The 19415-nt window shown below is 61.1% G+C and carries 20 protein-coding genes; 4 read left to right on the top strand and 16 right to left on the bottom strand.

All coding sequences use genetic code 11. The features are described from left to right. Positions 1-8: 8 nt before the first annotated feature. Positions 9-500, bottom strand: a complete 492-nt coding sequence (gene rimP, locus ABGT73_RS03990; protein ID WP_346668536.1) for a ribosome maturation factor RimP — start codon at positions 498-500, stop codon at positions 9-11. Between the two features lie 253 nt (positions 501-753). On the opposite strand from rimP, the gene ABGT73_RS03985 reads away from it, so the two are divergent. Beyond that, a complete protein-coding gene (locus ABGT73_RS03985) occupies positions 754-1155 on the top strand; it encodes a PadR family transcriptional regulator (RefSeq protein WP_346668535.1) in 402 nt (133 codons plus the stop codon). Continuing rightward, positions 1100-2293, top strand: a complete 1194-nt coding sequence (locus ABGT73_RS03980) for a DUF2812 domain-containing protein (RefSeq protein WP_346668534.1) — start codon at positions 1100-1102, stop codon at positions 2291-2293. Before ABGT73_RS03985 ends, ABGT73_RS03980 begins: the two co-directional genes overlap by 56 nt. Positions 2294-2348: 55 nt before the next feature. Here the strand turns inward: ABGT73_RS03980 and ABGT73_RS03975 are convergent, their stop codons facing one another. Continuing rightward, positions 2349-3584 carry an aminopeptidase gene (locus tag ABGT73_RS03975; protein WP_346668533.1) on the bottom strand — a complete coding sequence of 412 codons (1236 nt, stop codon included), beginning with the start codon at positions 3582-3584 and terminating at the stop codon, positions 2349-2351. A 112-nt stretch (positions 3585-3696) separates the two neighbouring features. Continuing rightward, entirely contained in the window at positions 3697-5067 is a 1371-nt protein-coding gene (gene murC / locus ABGT73_RS03970) for a UDP-N-acetylmuramate--L-alanine ligase (RefSeq protein ID WP_346668532.1), read from the bottom strand. 176 nt (positions 5068-5243) lie between these two features. Here murC and ABGT73_RS03965 point away from each other — a divergent pair, with 176 nt between their 5' ends. Further along, on the top strand, positions 5244-5465 hold the full coding sequence (locus tag ABGT73_RS03965; protein WP_346668531.1) for a hypothetical protein: 222 nt from the start codon (positions 5244-5246) through the stop codon (positions 5463-5465). 279 nt (positions 5466-5744) lie between these two features. Beyond that, a complete protein-coding gene (locus ABGT73_RS03960) occupies positions 5745-7166 on the top strand; it encodes a glycine--tRNA ligase (protein WP_346668530.1) in 1422 nt (473 codons plus the stop codon). 56 nt (positions 7167-7222) lie between these two features. Here the strand turns inward: ABGT73_RS03960 and ABGT73_RS03955 are convergent, their stop codons facing one another. From ABGT73_RS03955 to recG, 13 genes are all read right to left on the bottom strand, one after another. Then, complete coding sequence (locus ABGT73_RS03955) at positions 7223-7600, bottom strand: type II toxin-antitoxin system PemK/MazF family toxin (protein WP_007046656.1); 378 nt, start codon at positions 7598-7600, stop codon at positions 7223-7225. A 53-nt stretch (positions 7601-7653) separates the two neighbouring features. Further along, positions 7654-8742 carry an acyltransferase gene (locus ABGT73_RS03950; protein ID WP_346668529.1) on the bottom strand — a complete coding sequence of 363 codons (1089 nt, stop codon included), beginning with the start codon at positions 8740-8742 and terminating at the stop codon, positions 7654-7656. 3 nt (positions 8743-8745) lie between these two features. Then, a complete protein-coding gene (acpS, locus tag ABGT73_RS03945; RefSeq protein ID WP_346668528.1) occupies positions 8746-9135 on the bottom strand; it encodes a holo-ACP synthase in 390 nt (129 codons plus the stop codon). Continuing rightward, positions 9132-9662, bottom strand: coding sequence for a nitroreductase (locus ABGT73_RS03940; protein WP_346668527.1), 531 nt, complete (start codon positions 9660-9662; stop codon positions 9132-9134). The genes acpS and ABGT73_RS03940 overlap by 4 nt, the downstream gene beginning before the upstream one ends. 40 nt (positions 9663-9702) lie before the next feature. Further along, positions 9703-11073: a hypothetical protein gene (locus ABGT73_RS03935; RefSeq protein WP_346668526.1), complete on the bottom strand. Its 1371-nt coding sequence runs from the start codon at positions 11071-11073 to the stop codon at positions 9703-9705. A gap of 48 nt (positions 11074-11121) precedes the next feature. Next, positions 11122-11496: a hypothetical protein gene (locus tag ABGT73_RS03930; protein ID WP_346668525.1), complete on the bottom strand. Its 375-nt coding sequence runs from the start codon at positions 11494-11496 to the stop codon at positions 11122-11124. Positions 11497-11623: 127 nt separating this feature from the next. Next, positions 11624-12277 (bottom strand): HAD family hydrolase, encoded by a 654-nt coding sequence (locus ABGT73_RS03925; RefSeq protein ID WP_346668524.1) that lies wholly within the window; start codon positions 12275-12277, stop codon positions 11624-11626. Between the two features lie 11 nt (positions 12278-12288). Then, the gene (locus tag ABGT73_RS03920) at positions 12289-13308 is read right to left on the bottom strand and encodes a glycosyltransferase (protein WP_346668523.1); all 1020 of its coding nucleotides are present in this window, start codon (positions 13306-13308) and stop codon (positions 12289-12291) included. A 160-nt stretch (positions 13309-13468) separates the two neighbouring features. Beyond that, the gene (locus ABGT73_RS03915; protein WP_007046666.1) at positions 13469-13606 is read right to left on the bottom strand and encodes a hypothetical protein; all 138 of its coding nucleotides are present in this window, start codon (positions 13604-13606) and stop codon (positions 13469-13471) included. A 330-nt stretch (positions 13607-13936) separates the two neighbouring features. Then, complete coding sequence (locus ABGT73_RS03910) at positions 13937-14344, bottom strand: putative ABC transporter permease (RefSeq protein WP_346668522.1); 408 nt, start codon at positions 14342-14344, stop codon at positions 13937-13939. A 77-nt stretch (positions 14345-14421) separates the two neighbouring features. Further along, the gene (locus ABGT73_RS03905; protein WP_346668521.1) at positions 14422-15867 is read right to left on the bottom strand and encodes a nicotinate phosphoribosyltransferase; all 1446 of its coding nucleotides are present in this window, start codon (positions 15865-15867) and stop codon (positions 14422-14424) included. Positions 15868-15898: 31 nt separating this feature from the next. After that, complete coding sequence (locus tag ABGT73_RS03900; RefSeq protein WP_346668520.1) at positions 15899-17230, bottom strand: serine hydrolase; 1332 nt, start codon at positions 17228-17230, stop codon at positions 15899-15901. Positions 17231-17321: 91 nt separating this feature from the next. Further along, positions 17322-19406, bottom strand: a complete 2085-nt coding sequence (gene recG / locus ABGT73_RS03895) for an ATP-dependent DNA helicase RecG (protein ID WP_346668519.1) — start codon at positions 19404-19406, stop codon at positions 17322-17324. Positions 19407-19415 lie beyond the last annotated feature (9 nt).

Below are 19415 nucleotides of genomic sequence, written 5' to 3'. Positions count from 1 at the left end.
CTTGGCGCTCAGCCAAACAGGTCTTCATCATCGCAGAGTTTGACGTACCCTGCAGCCTTCACCGGGAAGGTGTAGGTCTCCTCCCCGTCTGCCAGGGTCACATTGCCGTCGACATCCAGCCCCTGCAGGATGCCCGCCACATCGCGGCGTCCCGCCTCATCGGGGCGGATCAGGTGGGCTGCGCACTTCTGCCCGCGCAGCGCTTCGTAGTGCTCGGGGCGGGTCAGCCGCCGTCCCAGCCCGGGGCTGCCCACTTCCAGATAATAGCTCTGGTCAATGGGATCCGCCTCGTCCAGGATGGGGTCGATCGCACGGGAAACGGCTTCGCAGGTATCGGTATCCAGCGGCTCATCCCGGTCGATCAGCACCCGCAGAAACCAGTCGGGGCCTTCCTTTTCAAAACGGACATCCCACAGGCGCAGGCCCATGCCTTCCACCGTGGGGCGCACCAGCGTTTCGACCGTACGGGCCGCACCGCCGCTGTTTTGCTGTTTTGCCATGCCAACGCTCCTTAATTGTTCCCTATCACAAAAAGAAAGCGGACCTTGACGGCCCACTTTCCAATAAAATCATCATCGAACAGTAAAAATATACCACACCCCCGCGGGAATTGCAACCCCCTGCCGCAGAAAAACGACAGCAAAAATGCCTTTTACAGGCCATTTTTTGCCCGGAGGCGGGCAAATCGTTGACTTTTCAGAGATATCGTTATACAATATCATTAAACGATATCGTTACACGAGGTGTTTGCCGATGCCCAAACAGGCCATGGAAAATCTGACCGAGTCCATGTTCTATCTTTTGATGGCGCTCCAGCAGGGCGATGCCTGCGGCGCCGAAATTTCCGCCCGGGCGGCACAGATCTCGGGCGGCGCCGTGCGGCTAGGCCCCGCCACCCTCTACACCCTGCTGGCCCGCTTTGAAAAGGAAGGCCTGCTGGCCGATGCAGGCACCGTGGGCTGCAAACGTTACTACCGCCTGACCGCCGCCGGCAAGGCCGCCTACGAAGGAGAGCGCGCCCGCCTGCAGCGCTGCCTGGACGACGCCGCCCGGGCCGAGATCACCGCCCCCGCCCGTCTGACGAAAGGAGAGGACCGGGATGAAACTGCTCAACGGGGAGACCGTATACCGTCTGGTGCCCTGCCCGTGCTATGAGGTGGAGGCCTGCGAGAGCTGGCTGACCGACATGGCCGCCGAAGGGCTGTTTGTGGAGAAGCTGGGCCGGACGCTGGCCCGGTTCCGCCGGGGCACACCCTGCGCTGTGCGCTACCGGCTGACTGCGGCCCGGCTGAAGGGCGGTTGGCTGGACACAGTCCCCACCGAGCCGCTTTCCGCCGAGAAGGCCCTCTACTCCGAATACGGCTGGGAGTTTGTCTGTTCCCAGCAGGAATTCTTTCTGTATGCCTGCCGGGATCCCCAGGCCCCCGAACTGCACACCGACCCGCCCGTCCAGGCGCTGAGCCTGAAGATGGCCCGCCGCAGCGCCTGGTGGTCCCTGGTGGGTGGATTCCTCGTTCTTGCGCTGCAGTTTTTTCTGAACGGCTGGGGACGCCTGGCGCGGCTTCTGGTGGAGATGCCGCTGCTTTCCTGCTGCATATACCTGTATATCTTCGGCGCCCTGTTCCTTGCCGCCCGGGATGTATACCATATTTTCCGGCTGAGCCGACGCCTGGGCCGGGGTTATCCGCCGGACCACCGGAAGAACTGGCATGCCACCGCACGGGTCTACCGCATCAGCCGTGGGATCACCCTGGGCGCCTTTTCCCTGGTGATGGTGCTTGCTTTCGGAACCCTCGTGCAGATGGATTCCCGACAGCCTCTGGAAAACTACCAGGGTTCCCTCCCCTTTGCCACGCTGCAGGACCTGACCGACGGCACGCTGGTGCAGGAGGACGACGGATACAACACGCTGGAGAAACGGCATTCCATGCTGGCGCCCGTCATTCTGGAATACAGCGAAAGAGGAGTTATTCTGGAGGACGGGGAATCTCCGTGGGATACCTCCCTTTCCGTGCAATATTATGATACCCGCTCCCCCTGGCTGGCACGGTTTCTGGTCGGTGACCTGCATGAAAACCATGCCTTCCTGGCCGGGGAACCGCAACCGTTGCCGCCCCTGGCCGGGATGGATGCCGCTTATGCCTACAGCGACGGGAAGGGTGTTTTCCGGCAGCTGATCCTCGTGCAGGGCCGCCGGGTACTTTCCGTGCTGTGGACAGACCCTGACGGCAGTTGGGATTTTGACCGGCTGGCTCCGCGCTTTGCGGAAGTCTTTGCCGCTGCCGCCTCCTGAAAAAGCCCCGGACGGTTCGTGCTGAACCGTCCGGGGCTTCGTTATGGATAGAAAATCAGAAGGCCCATTCGCCGTTTTCGAAGATGGTGACTTTCTCGCCGGATTTCGTCACGCCGGTGATGTGGCTGTCGGCGGCACCGATCATCACATCCTCATGGATGGCGGAATCGTTGAGGCCCTTCTCCATCAGCTGGGCCCGGGTCATGGAGGCACCGCCGCGGATGTTGGTGGGATAGCCGGCACCGAAAGCGATATGGCAGGCCGCATTCTCATCAAACAAGGTATTGAAGAAGAGCACACCGCTGCGGTTGATGGGGCTGGAGGCCGGCACCAGGGCAATCTCGCCGATGCGGTTGGAGTTCTCGTCGGTGGAGAGCAGCTCGGCCAGCAGATCGGCGTTTTTCTCGGCGCCATGCTCCACCACCTGGCCATTCTTGAAGGTTACGTGCCAGCCCTCGATGAGCTGTCCGTTGTAGACATAGGGTTTGGTGCCGTAGACAACACCCTCCACCCGGTTGCGGTCAGGGGCGCAGAAAACTTCCTCGGTGGGCACGTTGGCGATGAACTGTATGCCTTTCTCCGATTTGCTGGAAGCTCCCTCCCAGGTGGCATCCTGGGCCAGCCCCACCTTCAGGTTGGTGCCGTTGCCGCTGGTGATGTGCACATAGTCCAGATCCCAGGCATTGAGCTGGTCGCGGCGGGCGGCCGTCTTGGTCACATGCTCCTTCCAGGCCGTGACAGGGTCCCCCGTGGAAACCCGGCAGACATCAAAGATGACCGCCCACAGCTTTTCCACGGCCTCCTCCACCGGCAGATCGGGGAACACCTTGGCCGCCCAGCCCGGCGCCGGCACCGCAATGACACACCACTGCACGCGGTCGTTCATGGTGTACTCCTGCCAGGACTTCATGAAGGTGCGCCGTGCCAGGTTCACCCGGTTGACCTTGCCGGCATCCAGTCCGGCCAGCGCCTCGGGGTCGTCGGCATGGATGGCCAGCGTGCAGCAGCCGTCCGGGTCCTCCGCATAGTCCAGATAGCTGCGCAGCTCGTAGGGTTTCATCTCGCAGAGGTCCGCCTCCTGCCCCAGTTCCATATTCAGGCGGGTGAGCTTGTCATCCTCCCAGCGGACGATGACCCGCTTGGCCCCCGCTTCGTAGCCGGCGCGCACACAGGCGTGGGCAAACTCCGGCATGGTGACCGGGCAGCGGACGATAAAATTCTGGCGCGGGCGCACGTTGACGCCCACCTTCACAACAAAATCAGCATACAGCTGCAGATAGTGCTGGTTCATAGACAGATTCTCCTTTTGTGGTTTTGCCTTAGTATACACCATTTTGGATAAGATGTGTAGCCGCACAGCAAAAAGCAGGCGACATTCAGGCCGCCTGCCGCTTGTTCTGAAATTATTTGCCGACCATCATGTCCGCGGCCTTGTACAGATCGCCGCAGCTCATGCAGACCACCAGGTCCCCCTTGCCGGCATGCTGTTTGACCCAGTCGGCGGCACCTTCCAGGCCATCCACCACCACGCTGCCGGGGATCTTGGCGGCCAGCTGCTCGGAGCTGACCGTGCCGTCATCTTCCTCGCGGCCGCCCATGATGGGCAGCAGCACCACCTGGTCGGCCTCCCGCAGCACATTGGCGAAGTCGTCCATCAGCATCTTGGTGCGGCTGTAGGTAAAGGGCTGATGCACCGCGATCACCCGCTGGTAACCCAGCCCCTTGGCGGTTTTCAGCGTGGCCGCCAGCTCGGTGGGATGGTGGGCGTAATCGTCCACGATGACCGCCCCGTTGCACTCGCCCTTGATCTCGAAGCGGCGGCCGGTCCCGTGGAAGGACTCGGCTGCACGGACGGCATCCTCGGGACGGAGCCCCAGCGGACGCACACAGCAGCACATGGCCAGTGCATTGTAGATGTTGTGGTAGCCGGGCACGCTCAGCCGGATGTGGGCAAAGTTCTCGCCCATTTCCAGCACGTCGAACTCATAGAAGCCGGGTTTGTACTCCGCCACGTTGACGGCACGGAACCGCGCCTCCTCCTGGATGCCGAAGCTCAGCACCGGACGGTCGATGCTGTTCACCACATCCAGCGTGTTGTGGTCATCCATGTTGAAGACCACCGTGTGGGACAGAAGGGCGAACTTCTGGAACGCCAGCTTCAGCTGTCCCATGGTGCCGTAGTATTCCAGATGGTCGTTATCGATGTTCAGGATAACCCCCACCGCACAGGTAAGGTGCAGGAAGGTCTCGTGGTATTCACAGGCCTCGATGACGGCGCTCTGCCCGCTGCCCGCTTTGCCGTAACCGCCGATCAGCGGCAGTTTGCCGCCGATCACAGCTGCCGGGTCCCGTCCGGCCAGCTCCAGCATGGTGGTGATCATGCCGGTGGTGGTGGTCTTGCCGTGGGTACCCGCCACGCCTACGCTCTGGGGATGCATCCGGCTCACATAGCCCAGCAGCACACTGCGCTCCACCGTCTTGATGCCCCGGGCATTGGCGGCCTGCAGCTCGGGATTGTCCTCATGAATGGCGGCGCTGTACACCACCAGCTGGGCGTCCCCCAGATTGGCGGCATCGTGGCCAATCGTCACCTTGACGCCGAGGGCACGCTCCGCCTCGGTGTTTTTGGTTTCTTCCACATCAGACCCGGTGATGGCAAAGCCATGGCTGTGCAGGATCTGAATCAGCGGATAGGTCCCGGATCCGCCGCAACCGATAAAATGTACGGTCTTGACGCCATCCAGCAATTTCGGGTCAAACATGTTCAATACCATGAGCCTTCACCTCAAACAAAGTCCGCACCGTTTCGGAGCGGCTATTCTTGTACAAAAGTTTTTTATAATTATAATATTTTTTTGCAGTAAAATAAACACTTTTTTGAAATTTTTGGTATAATGGCAGAAAAGATTTTCAAAATCCGGCGTTTTGGGCCGCTGAGGAGGCAGGAAGTATGTCACAATGGATTTGGAGTCACGATCCGCTGGCGGTCTCCCGCCTGGGAAACGATCCGGGCAAAAGCCCCCTGGACAGCGGTGCCCTGCTGGCGCTGGGCATTCCCGCCCGCAAGGTGCCCCGGGTCCAGGCCGAACTGGCCCGGCTGTCTGCCCGTACCCCGCTGGACCCTGCCGCATTGCCCGAGCTGGCCCGCCAGATCGCCCGCCAGCTGTGCTGAACGGTTGTTTTGCGGTGCCGCAGGGGTCTTACCCCGGGGCAGTACGCCGTTTTTCCTGTAGACAAAAGCGCACAGAAGTATCATCATTTTTATCCGACAGCTCTTCGGGCGCGTCGGATTTTTCATTATACCAATACAGATTGTTCTTTTCAACCGCTTTTGTGCCGCAGCGCTTGTGCGGGCCTTTGGCCTATGCTATAATAAGTACATTGCGCCCGATTGGTGCGGCGCAGCAAATCGCTTTGTGTGGCAGCCAGCCATGCGGAAGGAGTATTATACATGAAGAACAGTGAAAAGACCCTGGACATGATCGTCAACCTGTGCAAAAACCGCGGGTTCATCTACCCCGGCAGCGAAATCTACGGCGGCCTGGCCAACAGCTGGGACTACGGTCCTCTGGGCGTTGAGTTCAAGAACAACGTCAAAAAGGCCTGGCTGAAGAAATTCGTCCAGGAAAGCCCCTATAACGTCGGCCTGGATGCGGCCATCCTGATGAATCCCCAGACCTGGGTGACCACCGGCCATGTGGCCAGCTTCTCTGACCCCCTGCTGGACTGCCGTGCCTGCAAGAGCCGTCACCGCGCGGACAAGCTGATCGCCGACTGCGAGCAGGGCAAGAATGTGGACGTGGATGCCATGACCTTCGACGAGATGGACGCCTTCATCGCCAGTCATCCCGAGGTGGTCTGCCCCGTCTGCGGCAAGCACGACTTCACCCCCATCCGTAAATTCAACCTGATGTTCAAGACGGCCATCGGCGTCACCGAGGATTCTTCCTCCACCTGCTACCTGCGCCCCGAGACCGCCCAGGGCATCTTCGTCAACTTTGCCAACATCCAGCGCACCACCCGCCGCAAGCTGCCCTTTGGCGTCTGCCAGGTGGGCAAGGCGTTCCGCAACGAGATCACGCCGGGCAACTTCACCTTCCGTACCCGCGAATTCGAGCAGATGGAGTGCGAGTTCTTCTGCAAGCCCGACACCGACCTGAAATGGTTCGCCTACTGGAAGGACTTCTGCAAGAACTGGCTGCTGAGCCTGGGCATCAAGGAGGAGAACCTGCGTCTGCGTGACCATGAGGCTGCCGAGCTGGCCTTCTACTCCCGCGCCACCACCGACATCGAGTACGCCTTCCCGTTCACCGACTGGGGCGAGCTGTGGGGCATTGCCGACCGCACCAACTACGACCTGAGCCGCCATCAGGAAGCCTCCGGCAAGAGCTTGGAGTACTTTGACCCCGAGACCAACGAGCACTACATTCCCTATGTCATCGAGCCGTCCCTGGGCTGCGACCGTGTGGCGCTGGCCTTCCTGTGCGAGGCCTACGACGAGGAGCACCTGGTGGACGCCAAGGGCAAGGAGGATGTGCGCACCGTGCTGCATCTGCATCCCTTTCTGGCTCCCTTCAAGTGCGCAGTGTTGCCGCTGTCCAAGAAGCTGGGCGACAAGGCCATGGAAATCCGCAACGAGCTGGCCAAGGACTTCATGGTGGACTACGACGACGCCGGTTCCATCGGCAAACGGTACCGCCGTCAGGATGAGATCGGCACCCCGCTGTGCATCACGGTGGACTTCCAGACCGTGGGCGACGACAAAGTGGCTGCCGACAACTGCGTCACTATCCGTGACCGCGACACCATGGAGCAGGTCCGTCTGCCCATCAGCGAGCTGAAGGACTACATCGCCAAGAAAGTGGCGTTCTGATTTTTCTCTGATACGGCAATCCCTCCGGAACCAGTGTCCCGGAGGGATTTTTGTTGTCAAAAGTAGCCGCCGTCCTCATGGGTGTTCTGGCTCTCCAGCCCCATGGAGACCCCCAGCGCTTCGTCCACCCGGCGCATGTCGTCGGGGGGAATCCGCCCGGCCCGCTCCCGCAGGCGGCGTTTGTCCAGCGTACGGATCTGTTCGGTGAGCACGATGCTGTCCTTGGACAGTCCGCAACGGTCGGCCCGCACACTGATATGGGTGGGCAGCCGGTTTTTGTCCTGCCGGCTGGTGATGGCTGCCGCAATGACGGTGGGACTGTGCCGGTTCCCGATCTCATTCTGAATGATAAGTACCGGCCGGATGCCCCCCTGCTCTGACCCCACCACCGGGCTCAGGTCGGCGTAAAAGACTTCCCCTCTGTGCACTTCCATCGAAAAGACCTCCTCTCGTCTCATACTGTTAGTATAAGCGGGAGGAGGTCCTTTTAATCATGAAGCTGTATTTTTGCGGCCAGGGCGTCGCCCCTGTCACAGAGTTTTCGGAACCACCGGCTGCCGTACAGTGGGCGCAGCACCAGCCGGGTGCGCAGCGCATCCACACACGCGCACCCCGCAAAGGTTGCCGCGATCACAAACAGGGTGTAGGGCACGGAGCCCCGGTGTGCCTGGGCCTGGAAGATGCCGTTCCACAGAAAATCCCGGAACGCCGGCACCTGGTGCAGGATATAGACCCCCAGCGTGGTGCCGGCCAGGGCATTCACCCAGCGCCGGCTGCCCAGGTTCAGCGTCTGGAAAAAGGCAAACAGGGCCAGCGCCGCCAGCAGATTGGGCAGTGCCCCCAGACCGGTGCGGTAGTAGGCAATGTACTGGAAGGCCTTGCCGTCGGTGCAGCCCTGCCATTCCAGCCAGGCGCGGCCCGCCGTGTTGAGCAGCGGCAAACCGATGCCCAGGGCCAGTGCCAGGGCGCGGTGACGCAGCAGGCGGCTCAGGCGGTTGTCCGGGTAGCGGCGCAGATAGGCTGCCAACAGATATTCATACAGGAATGTCCAAGACAGATCGCTGACGATACCGTCCTCGGCAAAGAGCGTGGGATAGAGAACCAGCGGCACTGCCAGCACCAGCAACAGCCCCCGGTGGGCTCCGCGGGACAACCCATGGAGCATACGGGCCAGCAGCGGCATGCAGACCAGCAGCACCAGATAGTCCGAGATGAACCAGAGTTGCCGGGTGGAGGCGGGGAAAACCGCCCACCGCAGCGTGCCGAAAGACACCGGCAAGCCGCCCAGCGCGCAGAGCAGCGTGACCGGCACCGTGTACAGCCACAGGGACAGCCACAGCGACAGCGGTCGGCGGGTGGCAAAGGGCTGCTCGCACAAAAACCAACTGCCGATGAGCACAAAGATACTGCAGGCGATGCGGGAACCGCAGCCGATCAGGCAGAAGGCAAAGGAGGAGGACAGTGTGCTGTAATCCGCAATGCCCCCCTGCCCGGTGAGATGGTCACCGATGATGAACAGCATGCAGAGGATCCGCAGCAATTCCAGATTGCTGGCGCGAGGTGTTCTGACAGCCATCGGTCACTCCCCTTTGGGTCGGTGTTCTTCCAGCAGGACAATGGCATTGGCCAGGCCCCTCTCGTGGGTCAGGCTGACATGAACCGTCAGTCCCCGCTGGGTGGCCCAGGCCGCCGCCCGGCCCTGCAGTTCAAAATAAGGCGCACCGTTTTCCGCCCGGAGCAGCGCCAGTTCCGACAGAGCGAAGCCGCCCAGCCCGGTACCGGCCGCCTTCAGGAACGCTTCCTTGGCGGCGAAATTGGCCGCGGCGGTCTCTGCCCGGCGCTTGCCGGAAAGTCCCGCCAGCAGGGCCTGTTCGGCCGGTGCATACACATAGTCGCAGAAAGACGGTTTCTCCAGGCTTTTCTCGATGCGCTGGGCGTCACACAAATCGATGCCGATGCCGAGAATCATGCCTTCACCACATAATCGGCCTTGCGCGGTGCCGCGGCCTTGACCCCGCCGGGCGCAGGATAGCCCAGGATGCAGTTGCCCACACCCTCGTACTTGTCGGGATCCAGGCCCCACTTGCGCAGCAGCGCCTTGCCCTCCTCGGTTTCAAAGGTTTCCTTGGCGCGGTGGATCCAGCAGGAGCCCAGTCCGATGCTGGAAGCCGCCAGCAGTAGATCGCCGATCACCAGGGAGCCGTCCTCCACGTGGGTGTGGACGCTGCGGTCGGACAGCACCACCAGCACGGTGGGCGCACCGTAGAACGGGTCGCCGCTGCTGCCCATGATGGCGGCATTGATGGCGGAGAGCTTGTCGCGGGTTTCCTTGTCCTGCACCACAACGATCACAGGGCTCTGACGGTTCATGCCCGTGGGTGCCCAGGTACCGGCCTCCAGCACGGCATCCAGTTCCTCCGGCTTGATCTGCTCCGGCTGATAGGCGCGGCAGCTGCGGCGCGCCTTGATGGCGGACAAAACTTCATTTTCAATCATAGCAAAAACCTCCCTGTAAAAATACTGCAGAATAAAATATTCAGGAATCGCCCATCATCCGCTGCGCTTCCTGCAGCAGCGACGTGCGCTCGTTGGCAATACGTCCTTCCATGACCGCGTTCAGCAGCCCGTGCAGCAGGTGCCCTACCTCCGGCCCGGCCGGCAGTCCGGCGGCCATCAGATCGGAACCATTGACTGCCAGCTGCCGGATGGTATAGCAGCCCGTCTTGGAAAGTTCGGTCATCCGGGTTTCAAACACCGTGACATCCTGCCGGCGGCAGGCCACCTCCGGCGTGCGGGCGTGGGCATCCAGATCGGCATATTTGAGAGCGCACAGGCGGCGCAGGAACACCGCCCCGTAGCGGTTCAGACATTTGAGAATGGCGGTGTCCCCGGTGGGCAGCGGCGCGTCATGGATGGCAATGAGCCCGATGGCCCCTTCCAGCAGATAGCTGGGAGCCTTCAGGCGTCGCAGAATCGTGCGGGCCACCACCGCCCCCCGCTGGTTGTGCCCCTTGAAATGGGCGGCCCCGTCCGGGCCCACGCTGCGGCAGAGGGGCTTGGCAATGTCATGTAAGAAAGTGGCCCAGCGCAGCACCCGGGCGCCCCGGGTGTCCTGGCCGCGCAGATCCAGTGCTGTAACCGCCGCCGCCGTGTGCTGCCACACATCGTAGCAATGCCAGCGCCCCGGCTGTGTGCAGCCGATGCAGGGCGCCACTTCCGGCACGGCGCCGGCCAGAATTTCGCCATAGGTTGCCAGCGTCTTGCCCGCATACTGGGCCATCAGCAGGCCGTCCAGTTCGGCATAAATCCGCTCCGCGCTGACCGTCTGCAGACTGTCCCGGGCTGCCCGGGCGGCGGTTTCCGTCCCCGCCTCCAGCGTAAAGCCCAGCCGCGCCGAAAAGCGCAGCGCCCGCAGAATGCGCAGGGCATCCTCGGCAAAACGGGCCTCCGGGTTTCCCACACAGCGGATGATACCCGCTGCAAGGTCCCGACGCCCGCCGTACAGGTCGATCACACCCTCATCGGGGGCGTAGGCCATGGCATTGATGGTGAAATCCCGCCGGGCCAGGTCCTGGGCCAGTTCGCCCACAAACTGCACCCGGTCGGGGTGGCGGTGGTCCTGATAGTTGCCGTCCAGCCGGTAAGTGGTGATTTCATAGGGTGTCCCGTGGAGCACCACCCCCACCGTGCCGTGTTTTTCCCCCGTCAGAATCAGCTGCCGGTCAGCAAACAGGGCACGCATCTGATCCGGGCGGGCCGCCGTGCAGATGTCCCAGTCTCCCGGGCGGCGCCCCAGCAGGCTGTCCCGCACGCAGCCGCCCACCACGTAGGCACTGTATCCGGCGTGGTGCAGCGTCTGCAGCAGCCAGACCACATCCTGCGGCAGATGGATGTTCTCCCGCTTCATGGGCGCCCCTCCTTTCCTCCCTGTCGGATTGGGTTATGCTTCGCGGTGCTACTCCTGTTTCAGGTCCACCACGCAGGCAAGGCTGCCCTCTTCTCCCTGCAGCGACGCCACCTTAGCTTCGGCCTTCTCGGCATCGGTCATCCAGGTCAGGATGAAGAAATTCTCGGACGGCACTTCGTAGTACACCCACATGCCGTCGGCACGCAGCAGATCCGGCAAATGGTCCAGTTCTCCCTCCAGCAGCCCCTGGCCTTCCTCGCCGTAGATCATCTCAGGGCCCACCTGCAAAGAATCAATCACATTGATGCTGCTGTTGATATAGGTATCCCGGTCCACATGCTTGTCACTGCACTCCCACGCACTGGCGAACGCCTTGACCAGCAGTTCCCGGACTTCGATTTTATCGTCTCCCAATTGATACATGGTTTGTTTCCCTCTTTGTTTTGAAATACAATCCCAGTATAGCACAAAACAGGCCTCTATGGTATGATTATTTGAAAAAAAGCCTGCGTCCCGGATACACCGGAACGCAGGCTCGCAGTTCTTGATTTCATCCCAACAGCAGCGGGCGCAGATCCTCCACGGTGGGAGCCAGGGCCACCGCGCCGGCCGCCGTGAGTTCCACGGCGTCGCCGTAGCCGTAGAGCACCCCGATGCAGGGCAGCCCGTTGCGGGCCGCGCCCTTCACATCGTGTTCCCGGTCACCCACCATCACCACATTCTGCCGGTCGGTGATGCCCGCCGCCTGCAGCGCATAGGCAACCACCTCCGCCTTTTCGGTGCGGGTCTCGTCGATGGTGGCGCCGCAGATGGCGTCAAAGCAGTCCGCAAGAGCGAAGTGTTCCATGATGCGCCGGGCAAACACCTCCGGCTTGCTGGTGGCCATCACCACCGTTTTGCCGGACTTTTTCAGATCATGGAGCAATTCGGGAATGCCGGGAAAGGCTTCATTTTCAAAGATGCCCTTCTCAGGGTAATATTCCCGGAACGCTGCCACCGCACGGGCCACATCCGTCTCACTCAAGTGCAGGTAATCTCGGAAGGAGGAGGGCAGCGGCGGGCCGAGAAATCGGCGCAGTGTGGCCTCGTCCGGCACATCCATTCCCAGCCTCCGGCAGGCATGGCGCACCGAGTTAAGGATGCCGGGCGCCGAGTCGGTCAGCGTGCCGTCCAGATCAAACAGAATGGTCTTGTATTGCTGCATGGCGGCCCCCATCAGTTGAACTTGAAGAGCTTCTGCGCAATACGGTACCCGGCAATGCTCAGTTTGCAGCCCAGCCACCCAGGCAGGTTGCAAGCCTGGGCCACCGAATGACGGCACCGGCGATAGAGCCGCTCGTCGTGGGCCTTGAGGTCATCCCACAGTTTCTGCCGCTTGGCCAGGGCTTCCTCGCTGCCGTCCAGTGCCAGGAAGATGCTGGAAATGGCCATCATCATGGAGAAATAGTTGAACATATAGGCGCGCAGCTTGTCCTGTTCGGGGGGCAGTGCAAAGAGATCCACCGCTTCCATCATCAGCCGGGTGACACGCAGCTGCTGGTCCACCCGCTTGATCATGTTCTTCTCGTTGACACTCTGGTCGTCCCGGCCGATGAAATACCGGTAGAGATCCAGATTGAGATAGTAGATCGTTTTGACCTGGGGCAGCGGCTGGTAGACAAACAGATTGTCCACATAGAAGGTATGCTTGGGCAGCACCATGCCGCTGGCGCGAAGCACCTCGGTGCGGTAGATAACGCTGTGCATCAGGATGTTCTTGTCCGGCGGGAACTTGCCGATCTCATCCCAGTGGAAGACCCGGTTCTCCGGCAGGATGCCGGTGTAGTCCACCACGTTGCGGGTGTTATCCGCCACATGCTCATAGACATAGTTGGCCATCAGCAGGTCCAGCGGCGTCTCGGCCTTAGCAAAACGGCGCAGCACCTCCATCACCTTGGCCAGCGCCTCGGTGTCCAGCCAGTCGTCGGAATCCACCACCTTGAAAAACAGTCCCGTGGCGTTGCGGATGCCCTGGTTGACACCCTCGCCGTGACCGCCGTTCTCCTGATGGATGACGCGCACAATCGTGGGATATTTTTCGGCGTAGCTGTCCGCCACCTTGCCGGTGTCGTCCGTGGAGCCGTCATCCACCAGGATGATCTCGGCCTCCTCCCCCGCCGGCAGCAGCGTCTCGATGCAGCGGTCCATATACGCGGCCGAGTTATAGCACGGCACAGTAAAAGTAATCAGTTTCATGCGGATACTCCTTTTGACGAACCGGCGCACCCTCACCGGCCTTCTTACAGTAACAGTATTAGAATACCCTTTTTTGCGAAAAAATACAAGCAAAAAATGCCCCGTGCCGATGCACAAAGGCATCGGCACGGGGCATGCTTGCGTGGGGATGAATGGGTTGTCAGAACAGATCGGTACGGTTGTAGGTGTGTACACCCGACGGGATCACGTCGTTGTACATCTCCTCCGGCAAGCCGTACGGACGATCCGGATCCAGAAATCCGTGCATCCATTCCGCCAGGGTATGCAGCTTCAACATGCAACCCCATCTCCTTTCTGTTTTCTGTCTTCATTATACGGAAAAAGTCCGTCTTTTGCAAGATGCACTTTGTACAAACTTACAAAAGTTATTTGTATATTTTCCACTATTTCGGCATATTGTACATAATAGCGTTGCGTTTGTACGCCTTACGCGGACAGTTCCTCCCACGCCTCCTGCATGGTGTCTGCCGAGAAGAGAAACTCGCCGCCCTCCGAATAGACCTCGATGTGACCGCCGACATATCTGAACTGCTGGGTCATGGTTGGATACCGCCTTTCTGTTTGGATGCTTTCAGTATACAGCATCGGCGGTCCCAAAATCAGGACTTCATGTCTTCATAGCCGCTCTTTTAGTACGATAAAAGGGACTGCTTGTCGTCCAGCTGGCCAGGCGCAGCACCGCCACCACCCAGCCGCAGAGCAAAAACCAGTAAAAGCAGTACCGGGGGCAGATCAGCCCCGCCAGATTGCCCCACTCGGCGCTGTAATCCCAGACGGCCACGTGCAGGAAGCGGCGGCACAGTACCCCCACCACGGCCTCCAGGCCGCTGACACCCACGGCACCCACCCCTGCTGCCAGAGGCAGGGCCATCCGCCGGGAGGCCAGCGCCTGCAGAAAGCACAGACAAAGTCCGCCCGCCAGAAACATCGTCCAGTGGGTACTGCCCCGCCAGGCCAGTTCGATGCCCAGGTATCCCCCGCCGCCCAACACAAACAAGCTCATCCGTTCCAACATAAAAACCTCCCGCGCTTACCGGTGTATTGACCCTAGTATGCGCAGGAGGTTTGTTTTGTAACCCGATTGTAATGAATTTATTTGGACAGTTTTTTCAGCAGGGCGCTGCGGGTATCCCACAGCTTCTGGCTCAGGTCCACATAGTAGCGGTGGGGATTCTCGAAACGCTTGACCTCATCCCACAGGGTATTCACCTGGGCCTTGCAGAATTTCTTGATGTCGTCGAGGCTGGGGCTCTCATACACCCGCTTGCCGTTCTCGTAGATGGGCGTGGACAGGCAGCGCGCCGTGCAGTGGACATAGGTGCACTCTTTCCAGGTCTCGATGGGATCGAACAGCGTGATGCCGTGCTGGGTTTCCACCTTTTCATCGGCCATGGTGATGAGGTCAGCCATCGCCTTGCCGTCCTCGTCATAGATGCGCCACACCTTTTTCAGGCAGGGAATGGTGACCTTTTCCGCCGACTCGGACAGCTTCATCTTGGGGGTATAACTGCCGTCCTCCTCCTTGACAGCGGCCAGCTTGTAGACGCCGCCGAAAACCGGATCGCTCTTAGCGGTGATCATATTCTCACCGATGCCGAAGCTGTCCACCCGGGCGCCCTGGAGAATCAGGTCACGGACCAGGTATTCGTCCAGGCTGTTGGAGGCGCAGATGGTGCAGTCGGGATATCCGGCCTCATCCAGCATCTTGCGCGCCTTCTTGGAGAGATAAGCGATATCGCCGGAGTCGATGCGGATGCCCTTGGGGCGCTTGCCCATGGGCTTGAGCACCTCGTCAAACACCTTGATGGCATCGGGCACACCGTGGCGCAGCACGTTGTAAGTATCCACCAGCAGCACGCAGGCGTCGGGATACATCTCGGCATACTTCTTGAAGGCTTCATATTCGCTGGGGAACATCTGCACCCAGCTGTGGGCCATCGTGCCGGAGGCCGGGATACCGAAATCCCGGGCCGCCATGACGCAGGAGGTGGAACCGCAGCCGCCGATGTAGGCCGCGCGGGCGCCGAAGTAGGCGGCGTCATACCCCTGGGCGCGGCGGGAGCCGAATTCCATCACCGGGCGTCCCGCGGCCGAACGGACAATACGGTTGGCCTTGGTGGCGATGAGGCACTGGTGGTTGAAGGTCACCAGCAGCAGAGTCTCCAGCAGCTGGCACTCGATGGCGGGGCCTTCCACCGTGACGATGGGCTCCTGGGGGAAGATCGGCATGCCCTCCTCAATGGCCCAGATGTTGCAGTGCAGCTGGAAGGTTTCCAGGTAGTGCAGGAACTTCTCGTCAAAGACGCCGGTGGAGCGCAGGTAGTTCACGTCCTCGTCGGTGAACTTCAGATTGTCCACCGCGTCAATGAACTGCTGCAGGCCGGCCATGATCGCATAGCCGCCTCCGTCCGGAACACGGCGGAAGAACATGTCAAACACCGCTACCTTGTCCTCATACCCTTCGTCCAGATAGCCGGCGGACATGGTCAGCTCATAGAAGTCCGTCATTGTCGTCAGATTACGTTTTACATCCAGCATGGTCTTTTCCTCCTGATGGATTTTTCCGGCTTTATTTGTCTTCACTTTCCCGGCTCCAGACGCCCAGAATGGACAGGACCCACACAAACGCATAGACGGCAATGACCGCCATCGTCAGCATGATGACCACTTTAAAATAGGTGCTGGAGAAGAACTCTCCCACACGGGAAATCGTATACAACATCTGGTTGCGGTCCACGTCGCTGCCTGCAATCAGGTCCACCGTACCGATGCTCTCTCCTTCGATGGTCAGCGTCACGGTGCCCACCACGTCCCCCTGCTTCAGGGGGGCCGTCAGGTGGTCCGGCAGGTTGAAGACCTGCTCGGTCAGCGCTGCACCGCCCTCCCGGGGCAGCAGCGTCATCATATCGTCCGCCGGGTAGAGCATGACGGTATCGGTCTGGGTGGAGTAGACCACCCGGCTCTCGGTGATGGGCTGGGTGGTATCCAGCGCAGGGGCAATGGTATAGGTGGCATAGACCCAGTCCATCAGCGTACCTGTCTCCAGCAGCGCCGGACGGCCGCCCTCCTCATCGGTGGAGTTGGGCACGTTGAGCAACACACTGATGTAGTTCTCGCCGTCCTGGCTGTGCCAGCCCGCAAAGTTCTGCCATTCGCCCAGGCTGCCGGTCTTGCCGCCTTTGGTGTAGGCCCGGTAGTAGCTGGTGTTGGAGATCATCTTGTTGGTGTTCTGGATGATATAGGTGCCGGGCGTGGTATACCGGTCGTTGGTGCCCATGTCATAGCTGGCCGTCGCCATGACGGTTCCCACCACGTCGTAGGCCGTCAGGGCCCGCAGAATCAGGTAGGCGTCCTTGGCCGTGGTGACGTTGCGTTCATCCAGACCGCAGGGGTCCGCGAAGGTCGTGCCCGTGCAGCCGATGGCCGCCGCCTCGTCGTTCATCATGGCCACAAAGTTGTCGATGCTGCCGCCGCCCATATAGTCCGCCACAATATAGGCTGCCTCGTTGGCGCTGGGCAGCAGCATGGCATAGAGCAGATTGCGCAGTGTCTGGGTCTCCCCCTTGCGGATATCCGCCGTGGAGGCGTTGGTGGTCTTCTCCCAGATCAGGTCATAGATATAGCTGGGCGCCGTGACCGTGATGGTGTCCAGCTGGTCCTGATACTGCTCCAGCATCAGAAGGCAGGTCATCATCTTGGTCAGACTGGCCGCCTGCAGCTGGGTATCGCTGTTCTTGTCGTACACCACAATGTTGGTGTCCAGATTGACAACATAGCCCGCCGGGGCCGTCAGTTCCGGCGCGTCGGCAGACAGTGCACTGCTCTCCCCTTCCGCCGCCACCGGCAGTACCAGCACAAAGGTCAGCACAACGGTGCAAAACAGTGCCCAGAATCGTTTCATAAGCATGTGGTTCCTCTGTTCAGGGTTGGTTCTCTCCGATTTATCTTTTAGTATAGCAAACTTTCCCCGGAAATAAAAGGGATTCGGGGATTTAATTCATGGCCCCGGCCGTGGCAAACAGCCGCTCCACCTCGTCGGAAAGGGCCCGGTGGGCCGGATCCGTCAGGTTGGGATCTTCCGCCAGCAGCGCCTTGGCCTCGTCCTGGGCCACCCGCAGCGTGCGGGTATCCTGCACCAGGTCCGCCACCCGCAGGGTGGGCAGACCGTGCTGGGCCTGGCCGAAAAAGTCGCCGGGGCCCCGGGTTTCCAGGTCGTATTTTGCCACCGCGAAGCCGTCCGAGGTATGGCACAGAAAGCGCAGACGTTCCCGCACCGAATCGTTTTCGTTGTCCGAGATCAGGATGCAGCAGGAGTCCGCCGCACCCCGGCCCACCCGGCCCCGCAGCTGGTGCAGCGCCGAAAGGCCGAACCGCTCGGCATTCTCGATGACCATGGCTGTGGCGTTGGGAACGTCCACCCCCACCTCGATGACGGTGGTGGAGACCAGCACATCCAGCTCCCCGGCCTTGAACTGCTGCATGACCTCGTCCTTCTCCTTGGGCTTCATCTTGCCGTGGAGCAGGCCGATCCGCCGGTGGGGCAGCATGGCGCAGGCCACCTCGGTATAGTACTTGTTCACCGCCTGCATGCCGGTGTCCAGCTCGTTCTCCTCGATGGCCGGGCAGACAATGTACACCTGATGCCCGGCTTCGATCTGCTTATCCAGGAAGCCGTACATATCCCGCCGCTTTTTGCCGTTGATGAACCAGGTCTTGATGGGTTTGCGGCCGGGCGGCAGTTCGTCCAGCACCGAGATATCCAGATCGCCGTACATCAAAAGGCCCAGGGTGCGCGGGATGGGTGTGGCACTCATGACCAGCAGATGGGGGCTCTGCGCCTTGCCGGCCAGCAGTCCCCGTTGCCGCACGCCGAAGCGATGCTGCTCGTCCACAATGGCAAGGCCAAGGTTTTTGAACACCACCGACTCGGTGAGCACCGCATGGGTGCCCACCACCAGACCCGCCCGGCCGTCGGCGATGGCCGCCAGGGCGATGCGCTTCTCGCTGGCCTTCATGCCGCCCACCAGCAGCGTCACATTGATGCCGAAGGGCTCCAGCCGGTCCGCCAGTGTGACCGCATGCTGCCGGGCCAGGATCTCGGTGGGCGCCAGCATGGCACTCTGCCAGCCATTCTGGGCGGCGAACCAGATGGCCGCAGCCGCCACCAGCGTTTTGCCGCTGCCCACATCCCCCTGTAGCAGACGGTTCATGGGTACCTTGCCGCAGAGATCCCGGGTGATCTCCTCGGTAGCACGGCGCTGGGCGCCGGTGGGCGCATAGGGCAGGCTACCCCAGAAAGGGGCCAGATTCAGCGGCCGCATGGGGGCGCTGGTCTCCCGGCGGTCATGGCTGCGCAGCAGAAAGATGCCGATCTGCAGCAGGTACAGTTCTTCAAAGATCAGGCGGCGACGGCCTGCGGCCAGATCCGCCTGGTTGCGGGGCGCATGGACCGCCCGCACCGCCTGGGCCTTGTTGGGCATCCGGTAACGGGTCAGCAGTTCCGCCGGCAGTGGGTCCTTCAGCTCCCCCACGTAGGCCAGTGCCGCCTGGGCACAGCTGGCCTGCCGGGATGCCGGCAAGCCCTCGGTTCCATGGTAGACCGGCACGAAGGGACTGGCTGCCACCTGGGCTTCGGTGCGCACCAGCGGGTGCAGCAGTTCCCGGTGGGTCAGCGTACCGCCGACCCTTCCTTCAAAATAATAGGTTTCGCCCACGATCAGCTTGTCGGCTGCATAGGAAGCGTTGAACCAGGACAGCATCAGCACGCCGGAATCATCGGCGGCCAGCGCCCGGCTAAGCACCCGTCCGCCCTTGATGCGCCGGGCAGGCTCCTTCTGCAGCACGGTGGCCTTGACGCAGCAGTCCACATCGTAGGGGGCCGAAGCCACCGTGTAGGGCTGGGTATAATCGATGTATTTGCGGGGATAGCAGAGCAGCAGGTCCCGGATGGTGCGGATGCCCAGTTTTTCAAACTTTTTGGCAAAAGCAGGGCCCACGCCCTTCAGATATTGAATGGAACTGTCGATGGTGGCCATACGGAACCTCCTTTCTGTCTTGGATGGGCGGCGGACCGCCATAAAGGAAAA

Origin of the sequence: uncultured Subdoligranulum sp., from assembly GCF_963931595.1 — a bacterium.
GTDB lineage: Bacteria > Bacillota > Clostridia > Oscillospirales > Ruminococcaceae > Gemmiger.
The sequence above is the reverse complement of the archived record's forward strand: the minus strand, read 5'-3'. Positions and strand labels throughout refer to the sequence as shown.

What these genes read in the sequence shown, in the direction of transcription:
- rimP (WP_346668536.1), bottom strand. Translation starts at nt 500, where the DNA reads ATGGCAAAACAGCAAAACAGCGGCGGTGCGGCCCGTACGGTCGAAACG.
- ABGT73_RS03985 (WP_346668535.1), top strand. Translation starts at nt 754, where the DNA reads ATGCCCAAACAGGCCATGGAAAATCTGACCGAGTCCATGTTCTATCTT.
- ABGT73_RS03980 (WP_346668534.1), top strand. Translation starts at nt 1,100, where the DNA reads ATGAAACTGCTCAACGGGGAGACCGTATACCGTCTGGTGCCCTGCCCG.
- ABGT73_RS03975 (WP_346668533.1), bottom strand. Translation starts at nt 3,584, where the DNA reads ATGAACCAGCACTATCTGCAGCTGTATGCTGATTTTGTTGTGAAGGTG.
- murC (WP_346668532.1), bottom strand. Translation starts at nt 5,067, where the DNA reads ATGGTATTGAACATGTTTGACCCGAAATTGCTGGATGGCGTCAAGACC.
- ABGT73_RS03965 (WP_346668531.1), top strand. Translation starts at nt 5,244, where the DNA reads ATGTCACAATGGATTTGGAGTCACGATCCGCTGGCGGTCTCCCGCCTG.
- ABGT73_RS03960 (WP_346668530.1), top strand. Translation starts at nt 5,745, where the DNA reads ATGAAGAACAGTGAAAAGACCCTGGACATGATCGTCAACCTGTGCAAA.
- ABGT73_RS03955 (WP_007046656.1), bottom strand. Translation starts at nt 7,600, where the DNA reads ATGGAAGTGCACAGAGGGGAAGTCTTTTACGCCGACCTGAGCCCGGTG.
- ABGT73_RS03950 (WP_346668529.1), bottom strand. Translation starts at nt 8,742, where the DNA reads ATGGCTGTCAGAACACCTCGCGCCAGCAATCTGGAATTGCTGCGGATC.
- acpS (WP_346668528.1), bottom strand. Translation starts at nt 9,135, where the DNA reads ATGATTCTCGGCATCGGCATCGATTTGTGTGACGCCCAGCGCATCGAG.
- ABGT73_RS03940 (WP_346668527.1), bottom strand. Translation starts at nt 9,662, where the DNA reads ATGATTGAAAATGAAGTTTTGTCCGCCATCAAGGCGCGCCGCAGCTGC.
- ABGT73_RS03935 (WP_346668526.1), bottom strand. Translation starts at nt 11,073, where the DNA reads ATGAAGCGGGAGAACATCCATCTGCCGCAGGATGTGGTCTGGCTGCTG.
- ABGT73_RS03930 (WP_346668525.1), bottom strand. Translation starts at nt 11,496, where the DNA reads ATGTATCAATTGGGAGACGATAAAATCGAAGTCCGGGAACTGCTGGTC.
- ABGT73_RS03925 (WP_346668524.1), bottom strand. Translation starts at nt 12,277, where the DNA reads ATGCAGCAATACAAGACCATTCTGTTTGATCTGGACGGCACGCTGACC.
- ABGT73_RS03920 (WP_346668523.1), bottom strand. Translation starts at nt 13,308, where the DNA reads ATGAAACTGATTACTTTTACTGTGCCGTGCTATAACTCGGCCGCGTAT.
- ABGT73_RS03915 (WP_007046666.1), bottom strand. Translation starts at nt 13,606, where the DNA reads ATGTTGAAGCTGCATACCCTGGCGGAATGGATGCACGGATTTCTGGAT.
- ABGT73_RS03910 (WP_346668522.1), bottom strand. Translation starts at nt 14,344, where the DNA reads ATGTTGGAACGGATGAGCTTGTTTGTGTTGGGCGGCGGGGGATACCTG.
- ABGT73_RS03905 (WP_346668521.1), bottom strand. Translation starts at nt 15,867, where the DNA reads ATGCTGGATGTAAAACGTAATCTGACGACAATGACGGACTTCTATGAG.
- ABGT73_RS03900 (WP_346668520.1), bottom strand. Translation starts at nt 17,230, where the DNA reads ATGAAACGATTCTGGGCACTGTTTTGCACCGTTGTGCTGACCTTTGTG.
- recG (WP_346668519.1), bottom strand. Translation starts at nt 19,406, where the DNA reads ATGGCGGTCCGCCGCCCATCCAAGACAGAAAGGAGGTTCCGTATGGCC.